Below are 22,144 nucleotides of genomic sequence, written 5' to 3'. Positions count from 1 at the left end.
TCGGCCGTGGACCGACCGTACCTCTGAGTCGTTGAGAATGCGACCACTGTTACGGAAGCTGATGATCCGTTATAAGCAGGGAGTGACGGACTCCATTTAGAGGAGACTCACGAGAGGGCGCGACGGTTGTGCTCGTTCAGCGCGCGGAGTTCCAGCTCCTTGATTTCCTGCTGCTCAGCGGTGAGACCGCGGAAGAGCTTGAGGAGGCGCTCCTCCGCGTCAGGCGCAAGGGGGCCGGGGGTCTTGCGGCCGGCGGCGGCGAAGATCTCGTCCTCGGTGAACTTGGGATAGGCCGCGGCGAGAGCGCGCAGGGCGTCCGGGCGGGGCTGCCGCCTACGGTGGACCCAGGTGCTGACCGTGGACGGGGACACGCCGACGGCCGCCGCGATGGCGCTGTCGTTCACGCCGTACTCGCCCTTGAGGCGTGCGAGCAGCTGCGCAAAGTCTTCGGCTGGGGTCGCATCGTCTGTGGCCACGCCTAAGGGTGCCCTTTGATCTCTACTTTTCGCAAGTAAAAGTAGAACCATGGCGAGGTTGCGCCCGGTGCGGAACCTCCCCGTCACACGCCTGGGCGCTGGCATATGACACCACCATAGAACACGCATTCGAATCACGCAGCACGTCTCGGAAGTTCTCGGAAGCTCCCGTTGACACTCACGTGACAGTGACTGTAAAACTGTCACAGCACCTCAGGACGAGGAGCTCACCACCGAACAGCCCGAGGTAGCCATGCCCAAGGTGCTCCGCAACGGCGAAGGACAGCCACTCCGCGACGCACTCACGCGCCAGCACCTCACCCTCGACCAGCTCTCCGAGAAGACCAAGCAGGTCGACCCGGAGGGGCGGGGCGTCAGCCCGGCCACGATCGCCCGGCTCACCGGGCGCGGCACCACCGCCCGGGAGCGCACCGAACTCCGCACCGCATGGCTCATCACCGAAGCACTCGATGACCGCATGCACCGCCTGTTCAGCCGCATGCCCCCACATTCGACAGTGACAGTAGAAAGGTCAAGCTCCGATGCCGACGAAGAGTGAACGCGTCACCACCCTCCCGGCCGGACTCATGCCCCTCCTGACCATGCGCGAGATGGAGACGTACTACGGCGTCTCCGACTGGCAGATCCTCCAGTGGATCAAGCAGGGGATGCCCACCGCGCCGTTCGCCGGCCGTCAGCGCCGGTTCGACCTCGCTGAGGTGCGGGCCTGGATGGCGGGGCGGGACGCGGACTCGTCCGCGCAGCTCGTCGCCGCGTCTGCCTGATCCACCGCATAAGGACGGGGCCGACCAGACGGCCATCCGGTCGACCCCTATTCGCATCCTCAATCACTCAGAAATCGAGGACACCGTGACCATCGATCTTATCCGCCCCACGGACTTGCCTGCCGGTCACCGGCGCACGGTCCACGTGGACGTGACGATCCCCCGCCCGACGACCCTGCCCGCGACGTACCGGGCGGCCGCTCGGATCCTCGCGGCGAACGGCCTGCACCAGGGCGACTACTTCCCGAACGCCCTGAGCGACATCCGCACCCCGTACACCTCACGCCCCCTGTCGATCTCGGCGGCGCTGCGGTGCGCGGTGGAGGGCGACCCCCGCTCCTACTCGCTGCTGGCCGACGAGGCGCTGGCCGTGCTCGCGCTGCGCCTGGAGGTCGACGGCGAGGGCCCGGAGTACGGCGACATCTTCGCCCTGGAGTCCCACGTCGACGGCTGGGCGGACGTGGAGGGGCGTACGACCGAGTGCGCGGTCGCGGTGCTGTACGCGGCGGCGGACGCCACGGCGGTGTCCCTGTGAGCGCCGGTCCGGGCCCGCTGCGGGTCATGACGTCGGACGGTGCGGTGTGGGTGCAGGCTGCGGTGACGCGCGCCGGGCTCGGGCTGTACTGCCCGGAGGGTGTGGCCAGGTGCCCGCGGTTCGTGATGGCGACGTTGGCCGAGTTGGCGGAGCACGGGGTGAAGGCGGCCCCGCCGGTGACCGAGGTGGCGGACGCGGTGGCCCTGATGGGTGCGCTGCCGATGCCGGTGAGCACGGGGCCCGCCCCGATGACGCCGGAGCAGCGCAAGGCACTCGCCGTGCAGATCGGCGACGTGCAGCCCGCCACGGACGCCCTGATCGGCTCGTTCGCCAAGTCGGTCGCGGACATCCGGAACCACGAGCACCCGACGTGGGAAGACCTCTACTGCATGAACCTCTCGTCCTGGATGGGCGAGCGGATCGCACCGGTGCTGAAGCGCCTGCTGGACACGGAGACCGAGAACGTCCGGCTGCGGACCCAGGTCGCCGAGCTGGAGGCGGCAACGTACGTGGCTCCGTCGCCCAGTTGCACAACCTGCTACGGGGCTGACGCCGTACGGTTCGTGGCCAACGGAGGCGCGCTGGCTCCGTGCCGCGCCTGTGCACCGGCCGGGCCCGCCGAGGGCAGCCAGAGCGCCCCGCCCGCCCCGGCCGAGGACCCGCACGACTCTCCGCTGCACCACACGTACGCGCTGGGCCGCGACCTCCCGACGGGCGGTGCCCAGTGATGGAGCACCCGCTGCCCGCGATCGCCTGCCTCGCCGTGTCCGCCTTCGCCGCCGGGTCCATCCCCGTGCTGCTCCTCGCCGAGGCCGACCACCTCACCCCCGAATGGGTCCGCGCTCTGCCGGCCGCCACCTCCCATGCCGTTCACGCCGCGCCGCTCACGGCCGCCGCGCTCCTCATGCTCCTCGGAGGCACCCGATGAAGCTCACCCGTGCGATGCGGTTCTTCCGCTTCCTCAACACCGCCCGCCCGAAGCTGATCGGCGGCGCGTACACCGGGCCGACCCGCGTCAACGTCTCGTCGATCCCCGGTGGGGCCGTCCTCCACCTCGACCACTTCCTCTTCCACGTGGTGCTGGAGCTGGCCGAGCAGTTCGCTGAGGACCCCGACGGGGTTGGCGAGCAGCTCCGCGAGATCGACGCTCTGTCGAACCCGCGTGAGGACTCGCATGCCGAGTACCAGCGGGACCAGCTCGTCGATGAGCTGCTGGAGCAGATCGGCGGAACGCACCTCCGTCTGTACGGGGGCCAGGTCCGCCGGGTGGCGGAGCTGTTGCTCTCGTCGAACGGTGCGGGCACGGTCGTGGCGCTCCCGTCGCAGCGTGAGGCGGGTGCCGCATGACCGCCTCGACGCCCGACCACGCCCGGGTCCTCGGCCAGATCGCACGCGGCGAAGTCCGCGCCGGAGCCGACGCCGCCCGTGAGATCGCCGCCCGTCACGAGGCCGCGTACGGCGGCGCCTTCATCAGCCCCGACGTGCCCGACGGCGAGGTCCAGTTCACCGGGTTCGATCACCCGGTCCCGCTCTCCGGCTGGCACTACACCGAGCTGGCCCCGGATTACTACGGCCACGTCTTCATGCAGCTCGGCGGCTGGCTCCCCGAGGGCTGGCCCCGCGAGGACACCCCGGCGGGCACCGCCCGCATGAAGTACGCCCACCTCCACGGCCGGGCGGTCCCCCGAGACCTCAACGTCCAGGTCTCCACCACCGGCTACGGCGGTCCCCGCCGCTTCATCACGATCCAGTGGCGCAAGGACGGTGCCGCATGAGCCGCCGCGCCTGGGCCTGGTCCTTCACCATCTCCGCCGTCCTCTGGTCCGTCGTGGCCTTCTCCTTCCTCACGATCCTCGGAGCCGTCACGTGAGCACCCCCATCACCCGGCGGGCCTGGCTCGCCACCGCTGTCCAGGCCGAGCCCGCCCCGGTCACCACGCGCCGGGCCGCCGAGCTCCTCGCCGTCTCCCCGTGGCCGTCGTCCGGCCGGAACACGGCGCGGAAGGACCTGCGGGCGCTGGCCGCCCGGGGTGTCCTCGCCGCCGTCGACGCCGCCGGGCGCCGCGCCTACACCACGACCGTCCCGGAACGGAGCGCCGCCTGATGATGACCACCGCGCTGGCCGGGGCTCAGGCCCCGGCCGCCGGCCGCCGCCGCAAGGTAGCGGCCCCGGCACCCACCGGCCCCGACCGCATCCCGCGCCCCTCGCAGGGCTGGTACCGCGACAAGGTCACCGGCGAGAAGTACCGCCGCGTCACCACGATCCTCTCCCAGGGCTCCACCAAGGGCGACGTCCTCTCCCTCTGGGCCGCGAACCTCGTCGCCGAGACCGCGTTCGCCCACCTCCCCCAGCTCGTCGCCGCGTCCCGCCGACCGGAGACCCGCACCGAGGTGTACGACTGGCTGCGCCGCGCCCCGCTCCGGAAGAAGGACGAGCGCGCGGACATCGGGTCGGCCGTCCACTCCGTCATCGAGGCGCACGTCCTCGGCGAGCCGGTGCCGACCGACCTGGTCGACGACCCCGAGATGGCTCCGTACCTGGACAACTTCCTGCGGTTCGTCGAGGAGTGGCAGGTCACCTTCGAGGCGTCCGAGATGGTCGTCGGCAACCGCACCGCCGGGTACGCCGGGACCCTCGACTACCTGCTGCGGTCCCCGCTGATCGCCGCCGAGTTCGGCATCCCCTCCAGCACGGTGCTGATGGGCGACACGAAGACCGGTGGGGAACTCGACGTCAAGGGCGTCTACCCCGAGGCCGCGTTGCAGATGTCCGCGTACCGCAAGGCCGAGGTCGCGTGGCTGCAGGACGGATCGACCGTCCCCATGCCCCCGACGCACTCCATCGGGGTGGTGCTCCACCTCCGGCCGGAGGGCTACCGGCTCATCCCCGTGGCGTGCGGCGACGACGTGTTCGCCGCGTTCCGCATCGTCCAGCAGGCCGCCGACTGGGTGTCGGGCCTGTCCAAGACCGTCGTCGGACAGGCGCTCGTCCTGCCCGTCACCGAAGAGAAGGCGGCTGCCTGATGCCCATCCTCGACCTCCAGATGCGGATGCGTCAGCTCGGAGAGATCCGCATCGGCCGTGTCGTCGACACCGGCCGCATCTCGAAGAAGACCAACAAGCCGATCCTGCGCCCGGAGAAGCTGAACCACTTCCGGTTCACGTCCGCGTCCCGCGAGATCCTCACCTCCGTCGCCGAGCTCTACGGCGGCGAGGTCCAGCCCTGGACCCCGGCCAACGGCGGTCCGGCCGAGTTCGAGGTGTACTCCACCACCAACCGGCTGCCCGTCCTCATCCCCCCGCGCGACTCCGTCTCTCAGTGGTACGAGCTGTACGCCGGATCGAAGTGCCAGCGCCGCTGCGACGGGCAGACCGAGCAGAAGTCCGACCGGCCCTGCATGTGCAACCCGGACAACCGGCAGTGCTCCATCACCACCCGCGTCAACGTCATGCTCCGCGACGTACCCGCCCTCGGCCAGTGGCTCCTCGTCTCGAAGGGCTACCACGCCGCCGTCACCCTGCCCCCGGCCGCCGAGCTCCTGGCTCAGGCCGGCGGGTACGTCGCCGGGTGGCTCGGCATGGAGGAGAAGCTCGTCCAGCGGGACGAGGGCCCGGCCCGGTTCATGGTCCCGACGCTGGACGTCGAGATCACCCCGACCGCGCTGATGGCCGGGAACATCACCGGCGGTACCTCGGCGGTGGCATCCGGCCCGGAGCGGGTCGCGATCACCGGCGGGCGCCCGGACTACGCGGCGCTCGCCGCGGTGGCCACGACGTCCGACGAGGTCGCCACCCTGTACCGGCAGGCGGTCGCCGCTGGCCACATGGACAAGGCGCTCGCCGCAACGCTCACCGCCCGCGGCGAGGCGCTCAAGCCGAAGCCGGTTCCGGCGCCCGAGCAGGTGCCGGACGAGGACGGGGCGGTCGACGCCGAGGTCGTTGAGGACGACGACGTCGAAGACCTCTGGTTCCGCATCATCGCCGCCGCTGGAACCCACGGCATGACGACCGACGAAGTCGAGACCGAGTTCGCCCGGGCCAACGGCGGGCAGCTGCCCGCGACCGCAACGGCCGGCGCCCTCCGCACATTCCTCTCCACCCTGAAGGGCGGCCGGGCATGAGCAACTTCGCGAGCGCCCGCAAGGTCGCCTTCGACACCGAGACCACGGCGGCCGACCCCAACGAAGCACGGATCGTCACCGCCGCGCTCATCGTCCGCGGCGGCGACCGCCCCGACCACACGATGAGCTGGCTCATCAACCCCGGCGTCCCGATCCCGCCGGAGACCACCGAGATCCACGGCATCGACGACGCCCGCGCGCAGGCCGAGGGCCAGGACCCGGCGGCCGCCCTGGAGGAGCTGGCTGACCGGCTCGCTCAGGCGCTGGCGTACGGCATGCCGGTGATCGCCTACAACCTGTCCTACGACTGGACCGTCCTGCACTGCGAGCTGAAGCGCCACCGTCTCGTCCCGATGAGCGAGCGGCTCCCCGGCCTCACCGCGCTGCCGCTGCTGGACCCCCTGGTCATCGACAAGCAGGTGGACAAGTACGTCAAGGGCACCGGCATGCGGAAGCTCAAGCCCACCGCCGAGCGGTACGGCGTCGAGCTCACCGACTGGCACACCGCCGAGGCGGACGCCCTGGCCGCGCTCCTCATCGCCGAAGCCCAGTTCGAGAAGTACCCGCAGCTCAACACCATGGGCCCGCAGCAGCTGTTCGCCGCGCAGAAGGCGTGGCGGGCCGAGCAGCAGGCCGGGTTGCAGAAGTGGTTCCGGACGAAGGCGACGCCGGAGCAGGGCGGCGCCCCCGACAAGGTGATCGACGGCTCGTGGCCGCTGGTCCCCGCCCAGCGGGGTGAAAGCGCATGAGCACCCCCCTGTTCGACCAGACTCCCGCGGCCGGGCCGACCACCCGCCCGGCCGCGGTGACCCACCGCCCCCTCGTCATCGCCCTCGACGTCGCCATCGGCACCACCGGCGTCGCAGGCGAAGGGTGGACCGACCACATCCACACCACCGCCGCCACCCTCCACGGCCGGTTCCAGCAGCAACTCGACGGCATCACCAGCTTCATCCGCCACGCCGACAAGGTCGTCATCGAGGGCGCCGCGTTCTCCAAGGCCCGCCTCCAGGGAATGGACCAGCTCGCCGCGATGCGGTGGATGGTCCGCCACGAACTGTGGCGGCGGGGCATCCCGTACGCGATCGTCCCGCCGGACAACCGGACGATCTACGCCACCGGCAAGGCCCGGTGGAAGGACGAGGAGACCGGCACCAAGCTCACCACCACGCAAGTGAAGGGCATGGTCCGCGACGCGGTCCGCGACCGGTACGGCGTCGACTGCACGGGCCGGTGGCGGTACGACGAGGCCGACGCGTACGTCCTCCTCGCGATGGCGTACGACCACCTCGGCATGCCGCTCGCCGACGTCCCTGCCTCGCACTCCCGCGCGGTCGCGGGCTGCGACTGGACCGAGTTCACGCCGGCGGTGGCCCGATGAAGCTCCGCACCGACATCGTCGAAATGCTCCAGCAGGGCGCCCACCAGCAGGACATCATGCGCACCCTCCACGTCGGAGCCACGCTCGTCGTCTCCCACCGGGAAGCGCTCCACCTCCCCGCCCCCAGGCGCGGCGGGACCCCCCTCCGCCCCATCGAAACCGAGTTCCACGCCCGCACCGAACACGTCGACGGCGGCCACCTCCGCTGGACCGGCTACCACGCCAACGGGGTACCCAAGCTCGGCCGGCAGGGCGGCCACTTCTCCGCCTACCGCATTGCGTTCGGGCTGCTCCACACCCGGGAGCCCGTCGGCCGGGTCCGGCCGGGCTGCGGCTACCCGAGGTGCGTGGAGCCCACGCACCTCGAAGACCAGACCATCCGCATCCAGCTCCGGTCCCAGATGGCCGGGATTTTCGGAGGGACGTCATGACCCAGACCATCACCTGGATGAAGCACGGCACCTGCCGAGACCCCTACCTCTCGCCTACCCCGAACGTCTTCTTCCCCAGCGGCGAGACCGGGCCGTGGGTCGCCGTCATCGACAAGGCGAAGAGCATCTGCGCCCGCTGCCCCGTCAAGCCCCAGTGCGCCGACTGGGCGCTCGACACCCGGCAGGCCGACGGTATCTGGGGCGGCCTCACCGTCCAGGAACGCGGCCGGATCCTCCGCCAGCAGGACCGCCACCCCGGCATGACCATCCCCCAGGCGTTGAACTCCCTCCGCGGAGTCCCCCTCGCCGACATGTTCGCCGCCCGCATCCACCAGCGCGACGACGGCCACACGGTCTGGCTCCCCAGCGGCACCTCCCTCTCCGTCGACGGCCGCAACCGCACCCCCCGCCAGATCGCGTTCCGTCTCGCGCACGGCCGGTGGCCCGACGGCACCGTCCGCGGCACCTGCGACATGTCCGGGTGCCTCACCACCGGGCACTACTGGGACGCCGCGATGCGCCGCGCCGCCGCCGAGACCCCCGCCACCCCCGACCTTCCCGTCGCGGCATGAGCGGCTACCCGCTCCCCGACGGCCGGCAGATCACCGGGGTCCTCACCACCACCTTCGGCCGCCAGCTGAAGGGCGGCACCTGGGCCGAGCACCCGAAGGCGAAGTACGAGTGCCTGGCCTGCCGCACCACGGAGGGCCCGGTCGTCGGCGCGATCGCGGTCACGGCGTTCACCCAGACCATCCGCATCACCCACCCGGCCAACTGCCCGGGACACCCCACCCAGCAAGGAGCAGCGGCATGACGTTCCAGAAGATCGACGCCGACATCAAGTTCGACTCCAAGGTCCTCACCGACGTTGCCGAGGCCCTCGAACCCTTCGCCGACAGCATGTTCAAGAACCGGCAGGGCCGCTGGATGGCAATCGTCGAGCTCGCCCACGTCGAGCGCACCGAGCCCGGCCCCGACGAGGAGAAGGCCCCGTCCGTGAAGGTCCGCGTCGTCGGTGTCGAGGTCGCCGCCGACGAGTTCACCGACGAGCGACTGCGCCAAGAGCAGCAGACGATGTTCCGCCACCGCACCTCCAGCGGAACCCTCGACTCCGTCGCCTGATGGCTGTCCGCGCGAGCAGGAAGGGCACCGGCCCCACCCGCTGCCCTTCCTGCTCCGCACCCACCCTCACCCAGTGGGTCGGCGACACCGCCGCCGTACGAGTCACCGCGGACCTCGCCCCCCTCACCCCCACCCAGCAGACCGAGCTCCGCACCCCGAACCGGCTCATCTGGTGCCTGCTCAACGGCGAACACCGGCCCCCGCGCCTTCGCTGGATTCACGCCTGGCACCCCGCCGACTGCCCCCACCCCCACGTCACCGACCACCAGTGCCCGCCGGCCGAGCCGACCACCCTCTTCTGATCGGAGCCCGTCCTCGTGGAGAACGTCCGCCACATGAACCCGCACCCTCCGGCGGACCACGACGGCCTCAACCTGAACACCCCCCACGACGACGAGGCTGAAGACCTGGTCATCGGCGCGGTCATGCACAGCGCCCAGGCGTACAACGACGCCTCCGCCACCATCACCCGGGACGACATCTACCAGCCGTCCCGACGGCTCATCTGGGACACCGTCGCCGGGCTCATCGCCTCCGGCACCGACCCCCACCCCGTTCTCATCCGCGCCGAGATCGAGAAGCAGGGGCGGCTCCGCGAGGTCGACCACGGCAACCTGATCATCAAGCTCGGCACCGACTACCTCAACCCCGCGATCCTCCCCGCGTTCATTGACCGGATCTACGAGTCCGCCCGGCAACGCCGCTACGACCAGCACTCCAACGACCTCAAGCAGGCCGTCCGCAACGGGGCCTCCGCCGACGAACTCGACGCACTCGTCCAGGCGTTCAACCAGGGCGAGCAGCTCCGCGAGAACACCGGCCGCGGCCCCGCCCACCTCGTCGCCGCCCTCCTCGACTGGAACAGCTTCTTCGCCACCGACTTCGGAGCCATCCAGCTCCTCCCCGGGAAGCTCATGGGCCCCGGCCAGCAAATCACCCTCGTCGGCGACGGCAAGGCCGGCAAGAGCTTGTTCTGCCAGGAGTGGATGTGGCGCATGGCCACCGGCCAGTCCTTCCTCGACGACACCCCCCAGGACCCCGTCCGCATCCTCTACCTCGACGCCGAGAACGGGCAGGAACAGGTCCAGGAACGATTCCTCTCCTTCGGCGCCGGGCCCCGCAACATGGGCGAACTCCGGTACGCGTCGTTCCCCCCGGTCCGGCCCCTCGACACCGCAGGCGGCGGCGCGGACCTCATCGCCCTCGTCAAAGCCACCGGCGCCGAACTCGTCGTCATCGACACCGTGTCCCGGTTCATCTCCGGCCCGGAGAACGACGCCGACACCTGGCTGTCCCTCTACCGCCACACCCTGCTGCCCCTCAAGCGCGACCGCATCGCCAGCATCCGCCTGGACCACTTCGGGAAGGACAAGGACCGCGGCGGGCGCGGCTCCTCCGCCAAGACCCAGGACGTCGACCACGTCTGGGAACTCTCCGCCCAAGGCGGCGGCGCCCTCTCCCTCAAGCGCACCCACACCCGCACCGGCATCGGCCCCGACGAGTTCTCCATCCTCCGCCAGGCCCGCCGAGACGGCGACAACTGGGCCCACGGCGGCACCCGCCACATCGTCATGACCTACGAAGCGGACACCGGCATGGCCGCCGTCCCCGGCACCGTCGAGCACATCGTCGCCGCCCTCGACCGCGCCGGCGTTCCCAACGACGCAGGGAACCGGGTCGTCCGCGAGAAGCTCGCCGAACTCCAGATCTCCGGTGGCAACGACAAGATCGCGAAGGCGGTCCGCACCCGCAAAGCCCGGACCGAAATGCCCGGTATCGACGTTTCCCCGGAACGTTTCCCCGACCCGTTCCCCACCACGTTTCCCGGAAACGTTTCCCGGAACACACCCCGGAACGAAGAAACCGCAGGTCAAACGTTTCCCGGAAACGTCGCGGAAACACCCGGAACGCCCCCCGTTCCCCACGTTCCCCCCTCGAAGAGGGGGAACGGGAAAGGAACGGCCGGAACAGAGAAGAGCGAAAAGCCCCTCTGCACCATCTGCGGCACCCCACTCCAGCCCCTCCGAACCGACCGCGGCTACGACACCCACCTCGGCTGCGACCCCACCACCGGCAGCCACCCCGCCGCATAACCACCCGCCCAACCAGCCCCCAGCCCAACCACCAGGAGAGCAGCCTCATGGCAACCGTCACCCTTACCTGCATCACCCCCGAAGCCGCCGCCGCCGTCGTCGATGAGCACGACGGCTACTTCGGCGCGGGCGCCTCCAACACCGTCCGCCAGGACGGCAACACCGTCGTCATCGACTACTTCGACAAGCGGTGGCCGCTCGACATCGCGGAGTGGGCCCACGAACAGGGGCACGCCCACGACACCGACGCGGCCCGCGTGATGGCCAGCCTCTGATGCCGATCCGACCGAAGAACCGGGCCCGGTACCCGAAGGACTGGCCGGCCATCAGCCGCCATATCCGCACCGAGCGCGCCGCTGGCCGGTGCGAGTGCGTCGGGGAGTGCGGGCGCGGCACCCACCCGGGGCGCTGCCCGAACGTCAACCGCGGCCGGGCGTACGGCACAGGGTCGCTCGTGATCCTCACGGTTGCGCACCTCGACCACATCCCCGAGCACTGCGAGGACAGCAACCTGCGGGCCATGTGCCAGGGGTGCCACCTGCACTACGACCGGGAGCACCACCGGCAGACCGCGGCCGCGACCCGGCGCGCGGCGCGGGAAGCCGCCGGCCAACTTGCCTTCACCGTCCCGACTTCGAGGAGCCATTGATGCCCGATCGCCCCGTCCGCTTCCCTGCTCTGGCCGTCGCGTGCCCTGCCTGTGGCAGTGCCCCCGGGGTGCTGTGCACCAGCCACGCCGGGACCCGGCCCCGACGCAATGACGTCCATCAGGCCCGCACCCGCGCGCACGCCGCGGCCCGGCAGTCCGCTACCCCGTGACCACGCGGTGCGCCCGCCGGGTCGAAGCCGGCGGGCGCCCCACCACCGTACCCACCACCTCCTGGAGCGCCTGATGCCCACCACACCCACCCCCGCCGACCAGCTGCGCGCCGCCGCCGAGCGCGCCCGGGAGACCGGCGACCCGCTGCACACCGCGCTGGCCTGCTGGCTGGAGGCGACCGCTCACCGGCTGGATGCGTCCACCCACCCGGGCTGGCAGTCGACCGTTGTCGACCCGGGTGCCCTGGCGGTGGCCCGGCAGCTCCTCGGCGCCACCGAGACCGCACCGTCGGCCGCCTCACCGTCCACCGCCGCGATGCTCGCCACCCCGTGCGACGCCTGCGACCACACCCTGAACTGGCACCGCAACGACGTCGGGTGCACCGTCCCCCGCTGCGTCTGCGGCCGGTTCCAGGACCCCATCGAGCCACCCGCCGCCCCGCCCGCACCTGCCGACCGGGCCGCCGTGCTCACCGGCCCTGAGCGGACGATGCTCAACTACGCGCTCAACCAAGCCCAGCTGAGGATGTGGGCGGTCCCCGGCAAATTCACCGCCGAGGACCAGGCCGCGCTGGTCTCGCTCCGCCGTCTGGCCGACGGGGCTGCCGCCGGGGTGCAGCCGCCCACCACCAGCGAGGCCGACACCCTCGCCGCCGCGCTCGACGGCCTGGCCACCCTTATCGCCACCAGCTCCCGCGACTGGGGCACCTACCGGGTCGACGCCTGGCTGTACGCCGTGCTGCTCGGCTGGGACTGCGAGCAGGACACCCACGACGAAACGTGCGTCCACGGGTCGATGGAGGAGATGCAGCGGATGCACGGCTGGGACGACGCCGCCGTCGCGAAGGCCCGCCGATACCGGGCTGCCGTCCGCGCGCTGACCACCCCGCCCGCTGTCCCTGCCGCGCCCGAGGACCCCCAGTGACCCGGCCGCCCATCCTCCCCCGCCTCGACCCGGCCTTCGCCGCCCACGCCACCGTGGCCGCCGTCGACGCGCAGATCGCACGCGCCCAGCACGCCGCCACCGTCGCGGACGACCAACTGCGGGAGCTGATCCTGCTGCGCGCCAGGCTCACCCGCACACCCGAGGAGACCCGGTGACCGCGCCCGGCACCTGCCCGCACGGCTTCCCCGCCGCCGACCACCCGCCGAACTGCGACACCGAGTGGGAGGACGACGGGCCGCCGCACAGGGGCCCGCTCTGCCTCGCCATGGACTGGCTCTGCCGGTACCGGGCCGATGACGCCCACACCAACCACGCCCCCTACGTGGAGGGCCAGTACCTCCGCCGCACCACCCCCGCCCCTGCTGCCGGGTGATCCCGGCCCACACCACGGAGACACCACATGCCCCAGCGCCCACCCCTGGACTGCAAGTTGTGCGACCTCCCGATCTGGGGTGACCCGCCGACCGTGTGGAGCGACGACCCGGACCGAGAGCCGTTCTGCGGTGACGACTGCCTCGACACCGCAGCCGCCGTCAACCGCAGCATCCCGCCCGCCGTCAACCGGGCCGTCCGCCGCAACCACTCTCTCTGCGGGGTCAGCCCCTGCTCGCACTGCCGCTGACCCCCGCCGCCTGACACCCCTGCTGTGTGGCCGCCCCGGGTGGGGCGGCCACCACCCACCGGAAGGACCACGACCGTGCCCCGGAAGCCCCTGTACTCCTACGTCGACATGGACGGCGACGAACTCGAAGTCACCGCGGACCTCGCCAACGGCCTCCGCGTCGTCACCATCCGCATCCGATCCTGCGGAGGGATCTCCGCAGTCCAGCTCCCCGTCGCCGACGCCACCGACGACGTCCTGCGCCTGCTCGCAGGGATCCGCACCGCCGCAGGCCTACCACCCGAGGATGCCCAGTGACCGCCGCGCTGCTCGTCACCGCCCTCGTCATCCTCACCACCGCCACCCTCACCGGCCACATCGCCAACCCCCGCCAGGCGCAGCAGCGCCGAGCAGCCCGCACCGCCGAGCAACAGGCCCGCGCCGGCACGCCCGACCAGGACGCCGCCTCCCTCGCCGCCGCCGCGGTACGCGACGGCTGGACCGACCCGACGAAGGAGCAGCCTTGATGAGCACCGAGCTCGACCACCTCCTCGACCGGGCCGAGCGCAACGTTCTCCTCCTCGAGGAAGGGGCGCGGCTCCGGGAGTTGGTCGGCCACCTCGTCGCCGGCCAGTGCACCGACCAACTCGCCGTCTGCCAGACCCACCACGAACTGCCCGTCACCGGCTGCCCATACCCGCGGTGCGCCGCCGCGCGCACCCAGGCCGACCGCGCCCCCTCCGCCTGACCCACCCACCCGAAGGAGCACCACATGACCCACCGCGAACCCACCATCCACAACCGCGCCCTCATGGTCACCTGCCCCCACTGCGACAGCGTCCCCGGCGCGTTCTGCTACGACAAGCGCGGCAGCCGCCTCCCCGACGGCCGCGTCCACCAGCGCCGCACCGCCGCCTACACCCGGAGCACGGCAAAGGGCCAGGCCCGATGACCGACCGGGCCCATCCCACGGTGCAGGGCCGGTGCCCGGCGTGCGGCGGCGGGGGCCTGTTCCTCGGGGCTGGCGGGTACGTCACCTGCCCGCGGATCGGGTGCCCCGCCCCGGATGCCGCGAGCACCGTGCTGCTGCTCCAGCCCGGTGCCCGGCCCGTGGAGCACTGCGGCAACCAACCGTCGGAGGTCTTCACCTGGCTCCACCCAGGCCAGTACAGCGAGTGCGTACTGCACCCCGGGCACCAGGGCAGCCACGCCGACCAGCACGGCATGCGGTGGTGGCTGACCACCGGCCCGGTCGCCACCCACCCGTACCAGGGCGACGGCCACCTCCACCCCTGCACCCAACCCGGGCCCGGCATCTGCGGACGCCCCGAATACGACCACGACCCCATCACTACGGAGGCCTGACCCATGCACCCCACCGACCGCGCCCGCACCGTCTGGCTCCACGGCAAGCCCTACTGGTGGACCACCGAAGACGGACGCCTCGTCCTCCGGCCGGCCCACTGGCTCCTCACCGTCCCCGCCGACCCGCCCCCGGCGCCGGTGCTCGCCGACCTGGTGCAGTGGCTCGCCGCCCAGCCTCACGTCACGGGAACGACGACCGGCTCTTCCCGCCCAGCCCAGGAGACCTCAACCTCACGCGGGACGGGATGACCCCACGCGCCGATGATCAGGAACTCAACCGACTCATGGCCCCGGACTACCGCGTCCTCCGGCAGGCGGCGAGTGAGACCTGACGGGTGGTCGCCGACGGTGACGTGCACACCGGTGGCCACCTCATCCCCCTCGTTGCGCAGCACGAACAGGTTCTTCTGCTCTTGGTGCAAGGACCAGCTAACCGGCGCTGCGGCCGGTGAGACCTCCGGCCGCGCGCCAGGCTGGGACTGCGCGAGCGCCAGCCGTTCTACCATCTCCTCCAGCGCCAACGCCCGACGTTCCGCTGCTTCCGCCTGCCGGCTGGCTATCGCAGACGCTTCCTGCTGGAGAGTGTCCGTTCGAGCCTGAGCCGTCTTCTGCTGGCGGTGCTGGATGTAGGTGTAGAGGATCGCCCCGGCTGCTGGGATCAGTCCCATCCACGTGCCCAAGTCGCCCACTTCAAGGGCTTGATTCATCATGGCCGCGACCATAGACGAGGCAGCCCTGTGACGTGCGGAAAGCCGTGGATACGTGGGCGGTCAGGCCGCGTCCCATTCGTGGGCGCGGCCGCCCCGCCACTCCACCCACGCCGGATCGTCCAGCAGCAGATCCGGATCCAGCAGCCCCGCGTCCGCGAGGAACACGACCAGGTCGTGATCCGAGTGGGCCAGACCCAGGATCCGGCCGCGCACGGTGACGCGCCGGCCGCCCGTGGACGACGGCCGGTGCACGACGATCGGCGCGTGCTCCATACACTCAGGGTGCCGTGACTCGGCGGTCACGGCGGCCCGAGCAGCACGAAGCCCCCGGCCGCCATGGTCGGGGGCTTCGCCACGTGCGCGCTACTCGCCCGCCGGCGGATGCAGATCCGTTCGCCGCCCTGGGCGCAGCACCCGACTGGCGAAGTAGGGACGTGCCACCCGGTAGTCGACCGCCTTCGCCCGGCCGATCTGAACGACCGGTGGGAACGCCGGGTCCTCCCGGGCCAGCTGGGACACGCGCTGGTTGCTCATCCGCGGGACGACTCCGTCGGCAACCAGCCGTCGCGCGAGTTCACGGAACGACATCATCTCGGGCCCTCCTTCGTCGGCCTCGGGCGTGGGCATGGGCACCATTCTTCCTGACCTACTAGGCATTTGCCTAGGAAGTCGCTACGCTCGATCTGGCAACAACAAACGGCCCCGGCCGGCGCTGGAACGCCACATGGCCGGGGCCAGCCATCCCGCCTGACTCAACCAGGAGGAATGACCGTGTCCGACCCTACCGACCGCGCCCAGGCTGAAGAAGCCCTGTGCCGCGCGGCCACCGCCGACCAGGCGGCCACCGCCTCGCGCTTACTCCTCGACATCGCCGACCGGCTCACCACCACCCGGCCCGGCAGCCCGATCCTCCCTCCGCGCCGGCATGCCCTTGCCCTTCGGTACGCGACCGACGAGGCGGGGTTCGACACCCCGGCCAGCCACGCCCTGGAGCGGGCGCTGCTGCGGATGATGCCGGAGATCACCCGGCCCATCACCCGCGGCGAGTACGCCCTCCTGCTTCGTGCCCGCGCCGGCCGGACCACCCGGGCCGAGCGCGTCGCCGAGCTCCACCGCCAGGCCGCCGCCGACTACGCCGGGCGCGCCGCCTGCGAGGCCGAGGCCCGCAACGCAAGCGCCTTCGCCCGCGCGCACGGCAACGCCGCCGCTTCCGCCCGCTGAACCGCCCGGCCGGGCGCCACCGCGCGCCCGGCCGGCCCACGCCCCGGAGCACCTCATGCGCTTCCTGTACCTGCTCGTCTTCGTCTGGGCGGTCGCCTTTCCGACCTTCCTGATCGCGAGGGCCCTCGGATGACCCGCACCCGCACCGTCGAGCGCTCCCGCCTGGTGCCGCACACGATCGACGGCACCACCCACCTCGTCCTCGACCGGTACACGGAGGACGTGCCCCTTCCGCCGCGCGACTGGGACCGCCTCGTGCTGACCGGGGTCACCGCGGCCGCCGCCGTGATCGGCGTCGCCTCGATCGTCTGGTCGACCACGAGCATCGGTAGCCTCCTCGACCTCGTCGTCCCTCTCACCGCCGCCGCGTACGCCGCCGCCCTCGTCTTCGACCTCGTGTGGCTCTCCTGCATGGCCCTGGAGTGGCTGGCCCGCTACGACCAGGAGCGCGCTGTCCTCCCGCGCCGCGCCGGGTACGTCGCCCTCGGCATCGCCATGGGCGCGGTCGGCGCCCACGGCTGGATCTCCGGAGAGTTCGCGATCGGCTGCGTCGCCGCGGCCGTATCCGGCCTCGCGAAGGTGATGTGGACCGTCGTGCTGCGCCACCACGCCAAGCCCCTCGACAGCCACACCCAGCAGTGGGTCGACGCCGAGCGGGCGAAGGCCGGCGGACGTCTCGCGATGGTGTCCGTCCGCCGCGAGCTCACCCGCGCCGAGCAGGCCGTCGCCGCCGAGCGCGCCGCACTCTCCGGAGCCTCCGGAGAGACTCCGGAGGCCGGTCCGGATCATCCGGAGGATCGAGCCGAGCGTCCGGATGCCGAGGAAGCGCCAGCCGCTACCGGGCCGATGACCATTGCGGATGCCGTCCGGACGGCCGTCTCCAGCGGCATCACCGATCCGGACGCCGTCCTCCGCTACGTCCGGAAGGTCGCGGACGCCAACGCCAAGGAGAGCAGCGTCGAGCGGTACCTCCGGACCGTCCGGAGGCCCGCATGAACGCCCGCCAGCCGATCATCCCGACGCGGATCATCCCCGGGGGAGCGCCGCTCCCCGCCGGGCCGCCGCCGCCCGGCGCCGTACCCCCGTGGCGCGCCCCGGCCCCGGCCGCAGCTGCACCGCCGCCGCCTCCGCCCGCACCTCCGGCCGTCCCCGCCCCGCCGCTCCCGCCGCCCGAGCAGGTCTACGTCCACCACGTGAACGTCCACCTGGCCCCGGGCCCGTACTACGAGCCGATCGAGCCCACCCGGTGGGACCGCGTCTGCGCGTGGATGCGGACGATCGGCCGCCCCTGGCAGCTGATCCTCGCGCTCCTGGCCGCCCTCGTCCCGATCCCCGGCGTCGACCACTCCGCCGCGTCGATCTGGGCGTACACCGTCGGCGAAACCCGGGCCGAGTGGGGAGCCGCGTACGGCTACACCCTCGCCCTGGCCCCGTTGGCCTGGGTCGTCATGCGCACCGTCCGCCACGGCGGCACCCTGCGCCGCATCTGGGCCGGCACCGTCGCCGTGATCGGCCTGATCGCCTCCATCGACCTCTTCGACATCGTCACCCTGCTCACTGGAGTCACCCGATGAACGCCACCGGACTCAGCCTCGCGGGCGTCGCCGTCGCCCTCGTGATCATGTGGGCCAATTTCAGGCCCTGGTGGAAGGGCGGCCGCGACCCGAAAGCGCTCGTCCCCTACGGCGCCGGATGGCTCCTCGGCGCCCTCGCCACCGTGTGCGCCGGGGGCGCGCTCGGCTGGGGCGCAGCCGGGATCACCGGGCTGCTCTCCAAGGGCGGCGACACCGCCGTCGGCAGCCTCGTCGGCACCGGCCCCGCCGCCCTCGCCTCCACCCGCATGGGATCGCTCACCCCCGCCGGCGGCATCGTCGTCTGCATCGTCCTCGCCGTCGTGATCTTCCTGCACCGCGCGTCCGGGAAGCTCGACCGCCGGCGCATCATCGGAGGTGTCATCACCGGCGCCGTGCTCGGCGTCCTGCCCGGCATCGCCGCCCAGCTCGACTGGCTCCCCGAGACCGCGAACATGCTCGGCGCGTGGGGCGCGTCCCTCGGCAACAGGGGCGCGGCGTGAAGCGGGCTGCGGCCATCTGGGCCGCCCGCACCGTGACCGCGCAGCGCCTTGCCGCCGGCAGCAGCACCCTGGCCGCGGGGATCGGCTCCCGGGCCGCCGGCTGGATCCGGGCCGGCCGCCGCGACGACCTCACCGGCCTGGCCGCCGCCCTCGGCTGCATCGCCCGCGCCGTGCTCGTCGCCGCCGGGGCCTACCTGCTGTGGCGCATCATCCGCGCCGCCCCCGCACTGCTCTGGGCGCTCGTCCCGGCGTGGTGCTGGGCGGCCCTCCGCGCCGCCCCCCGAACGGCCGCCGACCCCGCCCCGGAGGAGGCTTCCGTCGAGCCCGAGCCGGACCCCCGCGAGGCGGTCCTCCAGATGCTCTACGAGGCCCTCGGCGACCGCCCCTCCATGTACCTCTCCGACCTCCTGAAGCACCTCCAGGAGAAGGGCCACGGGGCGGGCTGGTCAGTGGCCGATCTCCGGGCCCGCCTGGAGGCCCTCGGCATCCCCGTGGAGCAGCGGCTCCGAACCGGCGGCCGGGGGGCCAGCAGAGGGGTCGTCAAGGCGCAGCTGCCACCCCTCCCCGACCCCACCCCGCAGGAGACGTCTACCGCCCCGTCTACCGCCGCCTGACCTGCACATCTACCGCACCGTCTACCGCTATCTACCGGGGCGTCTCCCGCCCATCTACCACCACCAGGAGGACCCGTGACCGACTACGACGAGATGACCAACGCCGACGTGATGTCCGGAGAGGAGATGCGCGAGTACGACCAGGCCGCCGAAGCGCTGCTCGACGCGCAGGACGAAGAACGCTGGGCCGAGGAGGCCGCGGCAGCGGGGCAGCACGACCAGGAGCACGACGACGAGGAGCCGTACGAGGGCCTTACCGACGGCGAAGAACGCTGACCCACCCGCTGACTCCGGGGCGGCCGCATCACTGCCAGGCGACCGGCCGCCCCGGCCCCCATCCCACGAGACAGGACGCACAGCATGGCACTGGAGAAGCAGATCAACATTGGCGACCTCGCCGAGCGCAACAAGGCAAGTCAGCAGAAGCGGGCCGCCGAGAAAGCCGGATCCACCCCCACCGGCCAGCAGCAGACGGGACGATGACCGCATGCCCGACATCCAGCTCCCCGACGACATGGCCGCGTACGGCGGCATCCTCATGGACACCCGTCCCTGGCTCTACGCCGACACCGCCGCCGACGCCCTGCGCCGCCTCTCCCTGTGCACCGACACCGGTCACTCGGAGGGCTGGGAGCGCCCCGAGCACGGGTACCGCGTCACCGGCCACCTCGTCACGATGGCAGCGCGTCTCCCCGAGCTCCTCGGCGACATCGAGTACCTGATCGCCGTGGACGACCAGCGCATCGAGGCGACCGACGGCGCCGACACCCAGACGGAACTGACCGCGCTCTACGCCGAGATCAGGGCAGCGCAGGCCGTCGCGAAGGAGACCGTCGCGGCACTCGGCCGCGTCCACGCCCGCCTCGGCACCCTCAAGGAAAAGCCCACCGCTACGCCGAAGAAGGAATGATGGACAGCATGGGACCCACGCCCACCCGCGACATTCAGGCGGTCATGGAGGCCAGCGCCTATGTGCAGCACGGCTGCTTCACCGCATTCGGCGGCTCCCGCTCCACGTGCATCTGCCCCAAGGCTCCGTGCGGCGGCGTCGCGTACGACACCGAGGACTACGACTGCCCCGAGCACGGTATGAGAGACCCGCTCCAGTACCTGCACTGGGCATCCGAATGCCCGGGGCCCCGCACTGTCACACCCCCGCAGTAGCCTGCCCGCATCACACCCGCAGGATCGCGAGCTGGCTGCCGCGCTACGGGACCGAGGCCCCGGCCGTCACCACGACGACCGGGGCCTCACCCACGAGAGGATGACCCCATGGACGACCTCGTGCAGTTCCTCCGCGCCCGCTACGACGAGGACGCGGAGTTGGCCCGTCAAGCAGCTGAGGTCGGTCCGCTTGCTACCTGGGATTCGAGCCTAGACATCCTGCTGGGGGTGGCCCTGAAAAACCGGCGACGGTGGGCAGGCGCGGGCGGGGCGGACGCTCTCGATGGCGCAGCTGTGGCGCACGCCGCCCGCCACGACCCGGCCCGCGTTCTGGCCGAGGTCGAAGCCAAGCAGCGGATCATCGAGTGCCACGAGCCGTGGACAGCAGCCAACGGTGACATCATCTGCGGGCGCTGCGGCCGAGAGCACGTCGACGGCCGACCGGGCGGGCACTTCCCATGTCAGACTCTCCGACTGCTCGCCCTGCCGTACGCCGCCCACCCCGACTACCAGGACGCCTGGCGGCCGTAGAGCCCCGCCGCTGGACAAGATCGCAATTTAGCGCCACACTGCTGCCACCACCACACGTGTGTCCGCAGAGCCCCTGACCACCGGCCAGGGGCTTTTCCGTGCCCGGAGGGAGGCCCATGGACACCGAGCTCCTCACCACCGCTCAGGCCGCCGCCCACGCGACCCGGGCCCGGCGCTTCTTCAGCGCCGGCGCTGCCGTCATCCGCCCCTCGTCCATCCGCTACTGGGCCACCCGGGGCCACCTCACCCGCGCCGGACTCACCGACGACGGCCGGCCCCTCTACGACCTCGCCGACGTCGCCCGCGCCGAGCTCAAGACGCGCGCCCGCGCCCTCCGCCTCGTCGGCATCCCCGAAGCCGCCACATCGCCCCCACGTACGTGACACGCTTTCCCCTCATCTCAACTCCCTGGGGGGAACACCAATGCGCACCCGCACTACCGCCGCCGCACTCATCACGGCCAGCCTGGTCCTGACGGTCACCGCCTGCGGAACCACGCCCGAGCCGGACGTCCCGGCCGCCGGGCCCCAGCCCAGTACCAGCACGCTCAGCAAGGCCGACCGCGACGCAGCCCTAGCCGCCGCCGGCCTCCCGCCCCGCCCCGACGACGGCACCGCCGCCGCCTTCGTCAGGGCCCTCGACGGCATCAACACCGACATCGCCCACGGCAAGACCCCCAAGGCCGTCAGCCGAGGCATGGACACCTGCGGGGTCATCAAGCGGTTCCCCAACGACAAGGCCAAGCAGGTCGACCAGACCAACAAGCGGTGGAGCAGCCCCACCCACCCGGACGGCCACGGGCTCGCCACAGCCGAGAAGATCCTCGCCGTGAGCCACAAGCACCTCTGCCCCGACTTCTGAAGCACCCATGAGCGAGCCGCAGAAGACCTACCCGTGCTGCGCCATCCCCCTGTTCCTCCTACTGATCCTGGTGATCGCCGGGAGTTGCGCCGGAGGAGCAGACGACGCCGAGGAAACACCAGCCCCGACCGTCCCCACCATCAGAGACCCGGGGTACAGCGACAGCCTCTGCGAAGGCGACGACTACCTCATGTACGACGACTGCCAGTAAGCCGCCGGGGAGCGCCCGGCCAGATGCCCCCGCCGGATCGGGTCGGCGGGGGCGTCGACACGTGCAGAGCCTCCCGCCACGCAT

The 22,144-nt window shown here is 71.7% G+C and carries 46 protein-coding genes; 42 read left to right on the top strand and 4 right to left on the bottom strand.

Annotated elements, in window-relative coordinates; genetic code table 11:
* Nucleotides 1-107 precede the first annotated feature (107 nt).
* Nucleotides 108-476: a helix-turn-helix domain-containing protein gene (locus tag ACH4K1_RS23515; RefSeq protein ID WP_398091262.1), complete on the bottom strand. Its 369-nt coding sequence runs from the start codon at nucleotides 474-476 to the stop codon at nucleotides 108-110.
* A 253-nt stretch (nucleotides 477-729) separates the two neighbouring features.
* Here ACH4K1_RS23515 and ACH4K1_RS23510 point away from each other — a divergent pair, with 253 nt between their 5' ends.
* The 29 genes from ACH4K1_RS23510 (at nucleotide 730) to ACH4K1_RS23370 (ending at nucleotide 14,674) form a co-directional block, all read left to right on the top strand.
* The gene (locus ACH4K1_RS23510; RefSeq protein ID WP_398091260.1) at nucleotides 730-1,035 is read left to right on the top strand and encodes an XRE family transcriptional regulator; all 306 of its coding nucleotides are present in this window, start codon (nucleotides 730-732) and stop codon (nucleotides 1,033-1,035) included.
* On the top strand, nucleotides 1,019-1,261 hold the full coding sequence (locus tag ACH4K1_RS23505; protein ID WP_398091259.1) for a helix-turn-helix transcriptional regulator: 243 nt from the start codon (nucleotides 1,019-1,021) through the stop codon (nucleotides 1,259-1,261). The genes ACH4K1_RS23510 and ACH4K1_RS23505 overlap by 17 nt, the downstream gene beginning before the upstream one ends.
* 85 nt (nucleotides 1,262-1,346) lie before the next feature.
* On the top strand, nucleotides 1,347-1,796 hold the full coding sequence (locus ACH4K1_RS23500; RefSeq protein ID WP_398091258.1) for a hypothetical protein: 450 nt from the start codon (nucleotides 1,347-1,349) through the stop codon (nucleotides 1,794-1,796).
* A gap of 26 nt (nucleotides 1,797-1,822) precedes the next feature.
* Entirely contained in the window at nucleotides 1,823-2,524 is a 702-nt protein-coding gene (locus tag ACH4K1_RS23495; protein ID WP_398091257.1) for a hypothetical protein, read from the top strand.
* Nucleotides 2,524-2,724, top strand: a complete 201-nt coding sequence (locus ACH4K1_RS23490) for a hypothetical protein (RefSeq protein WP_398091256.1) — start codon at nucleotides 2,524-2,526, stop codon at nucleotides 2,722-2,724. Before ACH4K1_RS23495 ends, ACH4K1_RS23490 begins: the two co-directional genes overlap by 1 nt.
* Nucleotides 2,721-3,143 (top strand): hypothetical protein, encoded by a 423-nt coding sequence (locus ACH4K1_RS23485; RefSeq protein WP_398091255.1) that lies wholly within the window; start codon nucleotides 2,721-2,723, stop codon nucleotides 3,141-3,143. Before ACH4K1_RS23490 ends, ACH4K1_RS23485 begins: the two co-directional genes overlap by 4 nt.
* Nucleotides 3,140-3,571: a hypothetical protein gene (locus ACH4K1_RS23480; RefSeq protein ID WP_398091254.1), complete on the top strand. Its 432-nt coding sequence runs from the start codon at nucleotides 3,140-3,142 to the stop codon at nucleotides 3,569-3,571. The genes ACH4K1_RS23485 and ACH4K1_RS23480 overlap by 4 nt, the downstream gene beginning before the upstream one ends.
* Before the next feature lie 91 nt (nucleotides 3,572-3,662).
* Nucleotides 3,663-3,899, top strand: a complete 237-nt coding sequence (locus ACH4K1_RS23475; protein ID WP_398091253.1) for a hypothetical protein — start codon at nucleotides 3,663-3,665, stop codon at nucleotides 3,897-3,899.
* On the top strand, nucleotides 3,899-4,819 hold the full coding sequence (locus ACH4K1_RS23470) for a hypothetical protein (protein WP_398091252.1): 921 nt from the start codon (nucleotides 3,899-3,901) through the stop codon (nucleotides 4,817-4,819). Before ACH4K1_RS23475 ends, ACH4K1_RS23470 begins: the two co-directional genes overlap by 1 nt.
* Complete coding sequence (locus ACH4K1_RS23465) at nucleotides 4,819-5,916, top strand: hypothetical protein (RefSeq protein ID WP_398091251.1); 1,098 nt, start codon at nucleotides 4,819-4,821, stop codon at nucleotides 5,914-5,916. The genes ACH4K1_RS23470 and ACH4K1_RS23465 overlap by 1 nt, the downstream gene beginning before the upstream one ends.
* Nucleotides 5,913-6,665, top strand: a complete 753-nt coding sequence (locus ACH4K1_RS23460; RefSeq protein WP_398091250.1) for an exonuclease domain-containing protein — start codon at nucleotides 5,913-5,915, stop codon at nucleotides 6,663-6,665. The genes ACH4K1_RS23465 and ACH4K1_RS23460 overlap by 4 nt, the downstream gene beginning before the upstream one ends.
* A complete protein-coding gene (locus ACH4K1_RS23455) occupies nucleotides 6,662-7,297 on the top strand; it encodes a hypothetical protein (protein WP_398091249.1) in 636 nt (211 codons plus the stop codon). The genes ACH4K1_RS23460 and ACH4K1_RS23455 overlap by 4 nt, the downstream gene beginning before the upstream one ends.
* Nucleotides 7,294-7,728, top strand: a complete 435-nt coding sequence (locus ACH4K1_RS23450) for a hypothetical protein (RefSeq protein WP_398091248.1) — start codon at nucleotides 7,294-7,296, stop codon at nucleotides 7,726-7,728. Before ACH4K1_RS23455 ends, ACH4K1_RS23450 begins: the two co-directional genes overlap by 4 nt.
* On the top strand, nucleotides 7,725-8,300 hold the full coding sequence (locus ACH4K1_RS23445; RefSeq protein WP_398091247.1) for a WhiB family transcriptional regulator: 576 nt from the start codon (nucleotides 7,725-7,727) through the stop codon (nucleotides 8,298-8,300). Before ACH4K1_RS23450 ends, ACH4K1_RS23445 begins: the two co-directional genes overlap by 4 nt.
* Complete coding sequence (locus ACH4K1_RS23440) at nucleotides 8,297-8,542, top strand: hypothetical protein (protein WP_398091246.1); 246 nt, start codon at nucleotides 8,297-8,299, stop codon at nucleotides 8,540-8,542. Before ACH4K1_RS23445 ends, ACH4K1_RS23440 begins: the two co-directional genes overlap by 4 nt.
* Nucleotides 8,539-8,850: a hypothetical protein gene (locus ACH4K1_RS23435; RefSeq protein ID WP_398091244.1), complete on the top strand. Its 312-nt coding sequence runs from the start codon at nucleotides 8,539-8,541 to the stop codon at nucleotides 8,848-8,850. Before ACH4K1_RS23440 ends, ACH4K1_RS23435 begins: the two co-directional genes overlap by 4 nt.
* Nucleotides 8,850-9,152: a hypothetical protein gene (locus ACH4K1_RS23430; RefSeq protein ID WP_398091243.1), complete on the top strand. Its 303-nt coding sequence runs from the start codon at nucleotides 8,850-8,852 to the stop codon at nucleotides 9,150-9,152. The genes ACH4K1_RS23435 and ACH4K1_RS23430 overlap by 1 nt, the downstream gene beginning before the upstream one ends.
* Before the next feature lie 33 nt (nucleotides 9,153-9,185).
* Nucleotides 9,186-10,943: an AAA family ATPase gene (locus ACH4K1_RS23425; protein ID WP_398091242.1), complete on the top strand. Its 1,758-nt coding sequence runs from the start codon at nucleotides 9,186-9,188 to the stop codon at nucleotides 10,941-10,943.
* Nucleotides 10,944-10,990: 47 nt separating this feature from the next.
* Entirely contained in the window at nucleotides 10,991-11,218 is a 228-nt protein-coding gene (locus tag ACH4K1_RS23420) for a hypothetical protein (protein ID WP_398091241.1), read from the top strand.
* Nucleotides 11,218-11,592: a hypothetical protein gene (locus ACH4K1_RS23415; RefSeq protein ID WP_398091240.1), complete on the top strand. Its 375-nt coding sequence runs from the start codon at nucleotides 11,218-11,220 to the stop codon at nucleotides 11,590-11,592. The genes ACH4K1_RS23420 and ACH4K1_RS23415 overlap by 1 nt, the downstream gene beginning before the upstream one ends.
* 243 nt (nucleotides 11,593-11,835) lie before the next feature.
* Nucleotides 11,836-12,687, top strand: a complete 852-nt coding sequence (locus ACH4K1_RS23410) for a hypothetical protein (RefSeq protein WP_398091239.1) — start codon at nucleotides 11,836-11,838, stop codon at nucleotides 12,685-12,687.
* Nucleotides 12,684-12,863 (top strand): hypothetical protein, encoded by a 180-nt coding sequence (locus ACH4K1_RS23405; RefSeq protein ID WP_398091238.1) that lies wholly within the window; start codon nucleotides 12,684-12,686, stop codon nucleotides 12,861-12,863. The genes ACH4K1_RS23410 and ACH4K1_RS23405 overlap by 4 nt, the downstream gene beginning before the upstream one ends.
* Nucleotides 12,860-13,081 carry a hypothetical protein gene (locus tag ACH4K1_RS23400; protein WP_398091237.1) on the top strand — a complete coding sequence of 74 codons (222 nt, stop codon included), beginning with the start codon at nucleotides 12,860-12,862 and terminating at the stop codon, nucleotides 13,079-13,081. Before ACH4K1_RS23405 ends, ACH4K1_RS23400 begins: the two co-directional genes overlap by 4 nt.
* Before the next feature lie 27 nt (nucleotides 13,082-13,108).
* Nucleotides 13,109-13,330 (top strand): hypothetical protein, encoded by a 222-nt coding sequence (locus ACH4K1_RS23395; protein WP_398091235.1) that lies wholly within the window; start codon nucleotides 13,109-13,111, stop codon nucleotides 13,328-13,330.
* A gap of 75 nt (nucleotides 13,331-13,405) precedes the next feature.
* Nucleotides 13,406-13,627: a hypothetical protein gene (locus ACH4K1_RS23390; protein WP_398091234.1), complete on the top strand. Its 222-nt coding sequence runs from the start codon at nucleotides 13,406-13,408 to the stop codon at nucleotides 13,625-13,627.
* Nucleotides 13,624-13,836, top strand: coding sequence for a hypothetical protein (locus tag ACH4K1_RS23385; RefSeq protein ID WP_398091233.1), 213 nt, complete (start codon nucleotides 13,624-13,626; stop codon nucleotides 13,834-13,836). The genes ACH4K1_RS23390 and ACH4K1_RS23385 overlap by 4 nt, the downstream gene beginning before the upstream one ends.
* The gene (locus ACH4K1_RS23380) at nucleotides 13,836-14,057 is read left to right on the top strand and encodes a hypothetical protein (RefSeq protein WP_398091231.1); all 222 of its coding nucleotides are present in this window, start codon (nucleotides 13,836-13,838) and stop codon (nucleotides 14,055-14,057) included. Before ACH4K1_RS23385 ends, ACH4K1_RS23380 begins: the two co-directional genes overlap by 1 nt.
* Before the next feature lie 24 nt (nucleotides 14,058-14,081).
* The gene (locus ACH4K1_RS23375) at nucleotides 14,082-14,261 is read left to right on the top strand and encodes a hypothetical protein (RefSeq protein ID WP_398091230.1); all 180 of its coding nucleotides are present in this window, start codon (nucleotides 14,082-14,084) and stop codon (nucleotides 14,259-14,261) included.
* Nucleotides 14,258-14,674 carry a hypothetical protein gene (locus ACH4K1_RS23370; RefSeq protein WP_398091229.1) on the top strand — a complete coding sequence of 139 codons (417 nt, stop codon included), beginning with the start codon at nucleotides 14,258-14,260 and terminating at the stop codon, nucleotides 14,672-14,674. Before ACH4K1_RS23375 ends, ACH4K1_RS23370 begins: the two co-directional genes overlap by 4 nt.
* Nucleotides 14,675-14,850: 176 nt before the next feature.
* Here the strand turns inward: ACH4K1_RS23370 and ACH4K1_RS23365 are convergent, their stop codons facing one another.
* The 3 genes from ACH4K1_RS23365 to ACH4K1_RS23355 all read right to left on the bottom strand — a co-directional run bounded on the left by ACH4K1_RS23365 (nucleotide 14,851) and on the right by ACH4K1_RS23355 (nucleotide 16,011).
* Nucleotides 14,851-15,384 (bottom strand): hypothetical protein, encoded by a 534-nt coding sequence (locus ACH4K1_RS23365; RefSeq protein ID WP_398091228.1) that lies wholly within the window; start codon nucleotides 15,382-15,384, stop codon nucleotides 14,851-14,853.
* Between the two features lie 60 nt (nucleotides 15,385-15,444).
* Nucleotides 15,445-15,657: a hypothetical protein gene (locus ACH4K1_RS23360; RefSeq protein WP_398091226.1), complete on the bottom strand. Its 213-nt coding sequence runs from the start codon at nucleotides 15,655-15,657 to the stop codon at nucleotides 15,445-15,447.
* A gap of 90 nt (nucleotides 15,658-15,747) precedes the next feature.
* The gene (locus ACH4K1_RS23355) at nucleotides 15,748-16,011 is read right to left on the bottom strand and encodes a hypothetical protein (RefSeq protein WP_398091224.1); all 264 of its coding nucleotides are present in this window, start codon (nucleotides 16,009-16,011) and stop codon (nucleotides 15,748-15,750) included.
* 144 nt (nucleotides 16,012-16,155) lie between these two features.
* Between ACH4K1_RS23355 and ACH4K1_RS23350 the strand changes: the two genes are divergently transcribed.
* The 13 genes from ACH4K1_RS23350 (at nucleotide 16,156) to ACH4K1_RS23290 (ending at nucleotide 22,060) form a co-directional block, all read left to right on the top strand.
* Nucleotides 16,156-16,605: a hypothetical protein gene (locus tag ACH4K1_RS23350; RefSeq protein WP_398091223.1), complete on the top strand. Its 450-nt coding sequence runs from the start codon at nucleotides 16,156-16,158 to the stop codon at nucleotides 16,603-16,605.
* A 129-nt stretch (nucleotides 16,606-16,734) separates the two neighbouring features.
* Nucleotides 16,735-17,601 carry a protein transporter Sec31 gene (locus tag ACH4K1_RS23345; protein WP_398091221.1) on the top strand — a complete coding sequence of 289 codons (867 nt, stop codon included), beginning with the start codon at nucleotides 16,735-16,737 and terminating at the stop codon, nucleotides 17,599-17,601.
* Nucleotides 17,598-18,179, top strand: coding sequence for a hypothetical protein (locus tag ACH4K1_RS23340; RefSeq protein WP_398091220.1), 582 nt, complete (start codon nucleotides 17,598-17,600; stop codon nucleotides 18,177-18,179). Before ACH4K1_RS23345 ends, ACH4K1_RS23340 begins: the two co-directional genes overlap by 4 nt.
* The gene (locus ACH4K1_RS23335) at nucleotides 18,176-18,679 is read left to right on the top strand and encodes a hypothetical protein (RefSeq protein WP_398091218.1); all 504 of its coding nucleotides are present in this window, start codon (nucleotides 18,176-18,178) and stop codon (nucleotides 18,677-18,679) included. The genes ACH4K1_RS23340 and ACH4K1_RS23335 overlap by 4 nt, the downstream gene beginning before the upstream one ends.
* On the top strand, nucleotides 18,676-19,293 hold the full coding sequence (locus ACH4K1_RS23330; RefSeq protein ID WP_398091217.1) for a hypothetical protein: 618 nt from the start codon (nucleotides 18,676-18,678) through the stop codon (nucleotides 19,291-19,293). Before ACH4K1_RS23335 ends, ACH4K1_RS23330 begins: the two co-directional genes overlap by 4 nt.
* A gap of 75 nt (nucleotides 19,294-19,368) precedes the next feature.
* Nucleotides 19,369-19,569 (top strand): hypothetical protein, encoded by a 201-nt coding sequence (locus ACH4K1_RS23325; protein WP_398091215.1) that lies wholly within the window; start codon nucleotides 19,369-19,371, stop codon nucleotides 19,567-19,569.
* 84 nt (nucleotides 19,570-19,653) lie between these two features.
* A complete protein-coding gene (locus tag ACH4K1_RS23320; protein ID WP_398091214.1) occupies nucleotides 19,654-19,776 on the top strand; it encodes a hypothetical protein in 123 nt (40 codons plus the stop codon).
* Nucleotides 19,777-19,780: 4 nt separating this feature from the next.
* Nucleotides 19,781-20,203, top strand: a complete 423-nt coding sequence (locus ACH4K1_RS23315; protein WP_398091213.1) for a hypothetical protein — start codon at nucleotides 19,781-19,783, stop codon at nucleotides 20,201-20,203.
* Nucleotides 20,204-20,211: 8 nt separating this feature from the next.
* Entirely contained in the window at nucleotides 20,212-20,457 is a 246-nt protein-coding gene (locus ACH4K1_RS23310) for a hypothetical protein (protein ID WP_398091211.1), read from the top strand.
* Nucleotides 20,458-20,565: 108 nt separating this feature from the next.
* Entirely contained in the window at nucleotides 20,566-20,988 is a 423-nt protein-coding gene (locus ACH4K1_RS23305) for a DUF6221 family protein (protein ID WP_398091210.1), read from the top strand.
* Nucleotides 20,989-21,104: 116 nt separating this feature from the next.
* Nucleotides 21,105-21,371, top strand: a complete 267-nt coding sequence (locus ACH4K1_RS23300; RefSeq protein ID WP_398091208.1) for a MerR family transcriptional regulator — start codon at nucleotides 21,105-21,107, stop codon at nucleotides 21,369-21,371.
* A 40-nt stretch (nucleotides 21,372-21,411) separates the two neighbouring features.
* Nucleotides 21,412-21,849, top strand: coding sequence for a hypothetical protein (locus ACH4K1_RS23295; RefSeq protein ID WP_398091207.1), 438 nt, complete (start codon nucleotides 21,412-21,414; stop codon nucleotides 21,847-21,849).
* A 7-nt stretch (nucleotides 21,850-21,856) separates the two neighbouring features.
* Nucleotides 21,857-22,060: a hypothetical protein gene (locus ACH4K1_RS23290; protein ID WP_398091206.1), complete on the top strand. Its 204-nt coding sequence runs from the start codon at nucleotides 21,857-21,859 to the stop codon at nucleotides 22,058-22,060.
* The last annotated feature ends 84 nt before the right edge of the window (nucleotides 22,061-22,144 follow it).

This window comes from Streptomyces sp. NPDC017448 (assembly GCF_044330565.1).
Classification (GTDB): domain Bacteria; phylum Actinomycetota; class Actinomycetes; order Streptomycetales; family Streptomycetaceae; genus Streptomyces.
Note: the sequence above shows the minus strand (reverse complement) of the source record. Positions and strands in the feature narration are given on the sequence as shown.

Bases quoted from the DNA above. Each gene is read 5' to 3' on its own strand.
- ACH4K1_RS23510 (WP_398091260.1), top strand. From the start codon at position 730: ATGCCCAAGGTGCTCCGCAACGGCGAAGGACAGCCACTCCGCGACGCA.
- ACH4K1_RS23505 (WP_398091259.1), top strand. From the start codon at position 1,019: ATGCCGACGAAGAGTGAACGCGTCACCACCCTCCCGGCCGGACTCATG.
- ACH4K1_RS23495 (WP_398091257.1), top strand. From the start codon at position 1,823: ATGACGTCGGACGGTGCGGTGTGGGTGCAGGCTGCGGTGACGCGCGCC.
- ACH4K1_RS23490 (WP_398091256.1), top strand. From the start codon at position 2,524: ATGGAGCACCCGCTGCCCGCGATCGCCTGCCTCGCCGTGTCCGCCTTC.
- ACH4K1_RS23485 (WP_398091255.1), top strand. From the start codon at position 2,721: ATGAAGCTCACCCGTGCGATGCGGTTCTTCCGCTTCCTCAACACCGCC.
- ACH4K1_RS23480 (WP_398091254.1), top strand. From the start codon at position 3,140: ATGACCGCCTCGACGCCCGACCACGCCCGGGTCCTCGGCCAGATCGCA.
- ACH4K1_RS23470 (WP_398091252.1), top strand. From the start codon at position 3,899: ATGATGACCACCGCGCTGGCCGGGGCTCAGGCCCCGGCCGCCGGCCGC.
- ACH4K1_RS23465 (WP_398091251.1), top strand. From the start codon at position 4,819: ATGCCCATCCTCGACCTCCAGATGCGGATGCGTCAGCTCGGAGAGATC.
- ACH4K1_RS23460 (WP_398091250.1), top strand. From the start codon at position 5,913: ATGAGCAACTTCGCGAGCGCCCGCAAGGTCGCCTTCGACACCGAGACC.
- ACH4K1_RS23455 (WP_398091249.1), top strand. From the start codon at position 6,662: ATGAGCACCCCCCTGTTCGACCAGACTCCCGCGGCCGGGCCGACCACC.
- ACH4K1_RS23450 (WP_398091248.1), top strand. From the start codon at position 7,294: ATGAAGCTCCGCACCGACATCGTCGAAATGCTCCAGCAGGGCGCCCAC.
- ACH4K1_RS23445 (WP_398091247.1), top strand. From the start codon at position 7,725: ATGACCCAGACCATCACCTGGATGAAGCACGGCACCTGCCGAGACCCC.
- ACH4K1_RS23440 (WP_398091246.1), top strand. From the start codon at position 8,297: ATGAGCGGCTACCCGCTCCCCGACGGCCGGCAGATCACCGGGGTCCTC.
- ACH4K1_RS23435 (WP_398091244.1), top strand. From the start codon at position 8,539: ATGACGTTCCAGAAGATCGACGCCGACATCAAGTTCGACTCCAAGGTC.
- ACH4K1_RS23430 (WP_398091243.1), top strand. From the start codon at position 8,850: ATGGCTGTCCGCGCGAGCAGGAAGGGCACCGGCCCCACCCGCTGCCCT.
- ACH4K1_RS23425 (WP_398091242.1), top strand. From the start codon at position 9,186: ATGAACCCGCACCCTCCGGCGGACCACGACGGCCTCAACCTGAACACC.
- ACH4K1_RS23420 (WP_398091241.1), top strand. From the start codon at position 10,991: ATGGCAACCGTCACCCTTACCTGCATCACCCCCGAAGCCGCCGCCGCC.
- ACH4K1_RS23415 (WP_398091240.1), top strand. From the start codon at position 11,218: ATGCCGATCCGACCGAAGAACCGGGCCCGGTACCCGAAGGACTGGCCG.
- ACH4K1_RS23410 (WP_398091239.1), top strand. From the start codon at position 11,836: ATGCCCACCACACCCACCCCCGCCGACCAGCTGCGCGCCGCCGCCGAG.
- ACH4K1_RS23395 (WP_398091235.1), top strand. From the start codon at position 13,109: ATGCCCCAGCGCCCACCCCTGGACTGCAAGTTGTGCGACCTCCCGATC.
- ACH4K1_RS23380 (WP_398091231.1), top strand. From the start codon at position 13,836: ATGAGCACCGAGCTCGACCACCTCCTCGACCGGGCCGAGCGCAACGTT.
- ACH4K1_RS23375 (WP_398091230.1), top strand. From the start codon at position 14,082: ATGACCCACCGCGAACCCACCATCCACAACCGCGCCCTCATGGTCACC.
- ACH4K1_RS23370 (WP_398091229.1), top strand. From the start codon at position 14,258: ATGACCGACCGGGCCCATCCCACGGTGCAGGGCCGGTGCCCGGCGTGC.
- ACH4K1_RS23365 (WP_398091228.1), bottom strand. From the start codon at position 15,384: ATGATGAATCAAGCCCTTGAAGTGGGCGACTTGGGCACGTGGATGGGA.
- ACH4K1_RS23360 (WP_398091226.1), bottom strand. From the start codon at position 15,657: ATGGAGCACGCGCCGATCGTCGTGCACCGGCCGTCGTCCACGGGCGGC.
- ACH4K1_RS23355 (WP_398091224.1), bottom strand. From the start codon at position 16,011: ATGCCCACGCCCGAGGCCGACGAAGGAGGGCCCGAGATGATGTCGTTC.
- ACH4K1_RS23345 (WP_398091221.1), top strand. From the start codon at position 16,735: ATGACCCGCACCCGCACCGTCGAGCGCTCCCGCCTGGTGCCGCACACG.
- ACH4K1_RS23340 (WP_398091220.1), top strand. From the start codon at position 17,598: ATGAACGCCCGCCAGCCGATCATCCCGACGCGGATCATCCCCGGGGGA.
- ACH4K1_RS23335 (WP_398091218.1), top strand. From the start codon at position 18,176: ATGAACGCCACCGGACTCAGCCTCGCGGGCGTCGCCGTCGCCCTCGTG.
- ACH4K1_RS23320 (WP_398091214.1), top strand. From the start codon at position 19,654: ATGGCACTGGAGAAGCAGATCAACATTGGCGACCTCGCCGAGCGCAAC.
- ACH4K1_RS23315 (WP_398091213.1), top strand. From the start codon at position 19,781: ATGCCCGACATCCAGCTCCCCGACGACATGGCCGCGTACGGCGGCATC.
- ACH4K1_RS23310 (WP_398091211.1), top strand. From the start codon at position 20,212: ATGGGACCCACGCCCACCCGCGACATTCAGGCGGTCATGGAGGCCAGC.
- ACH4K1_RS23305 (WP_398091210.1), top strand. From the start codon at position 20,566: ATGGACGACCTCGTGCAGTTCCTCCGCGCCCGCTACGACGAGGACGCG.
- ACH4K1_RS23300 (WP_398091208.1), top strand. From the start codon at position 21,105: ATGGACACCGAGCTCCTCACCACCGCTCAGGCCGCCGCCCACGCGACC.
- ACH4K1_RS23295 (WP_398091207.1), top strand. From the start codon at position 21,412: ATGCGCACCCGCACTACCGCCGCCGCACTCATCACGGCCAGCCTGGTC.
- ACH4K1_RS23290 (WP_398091206.1), top strand. From the start codon at position 21,857: ATGAGCGAGCCGCAGAAGACCTACCCGTGCTGCGCCATCCCCCTGTTC.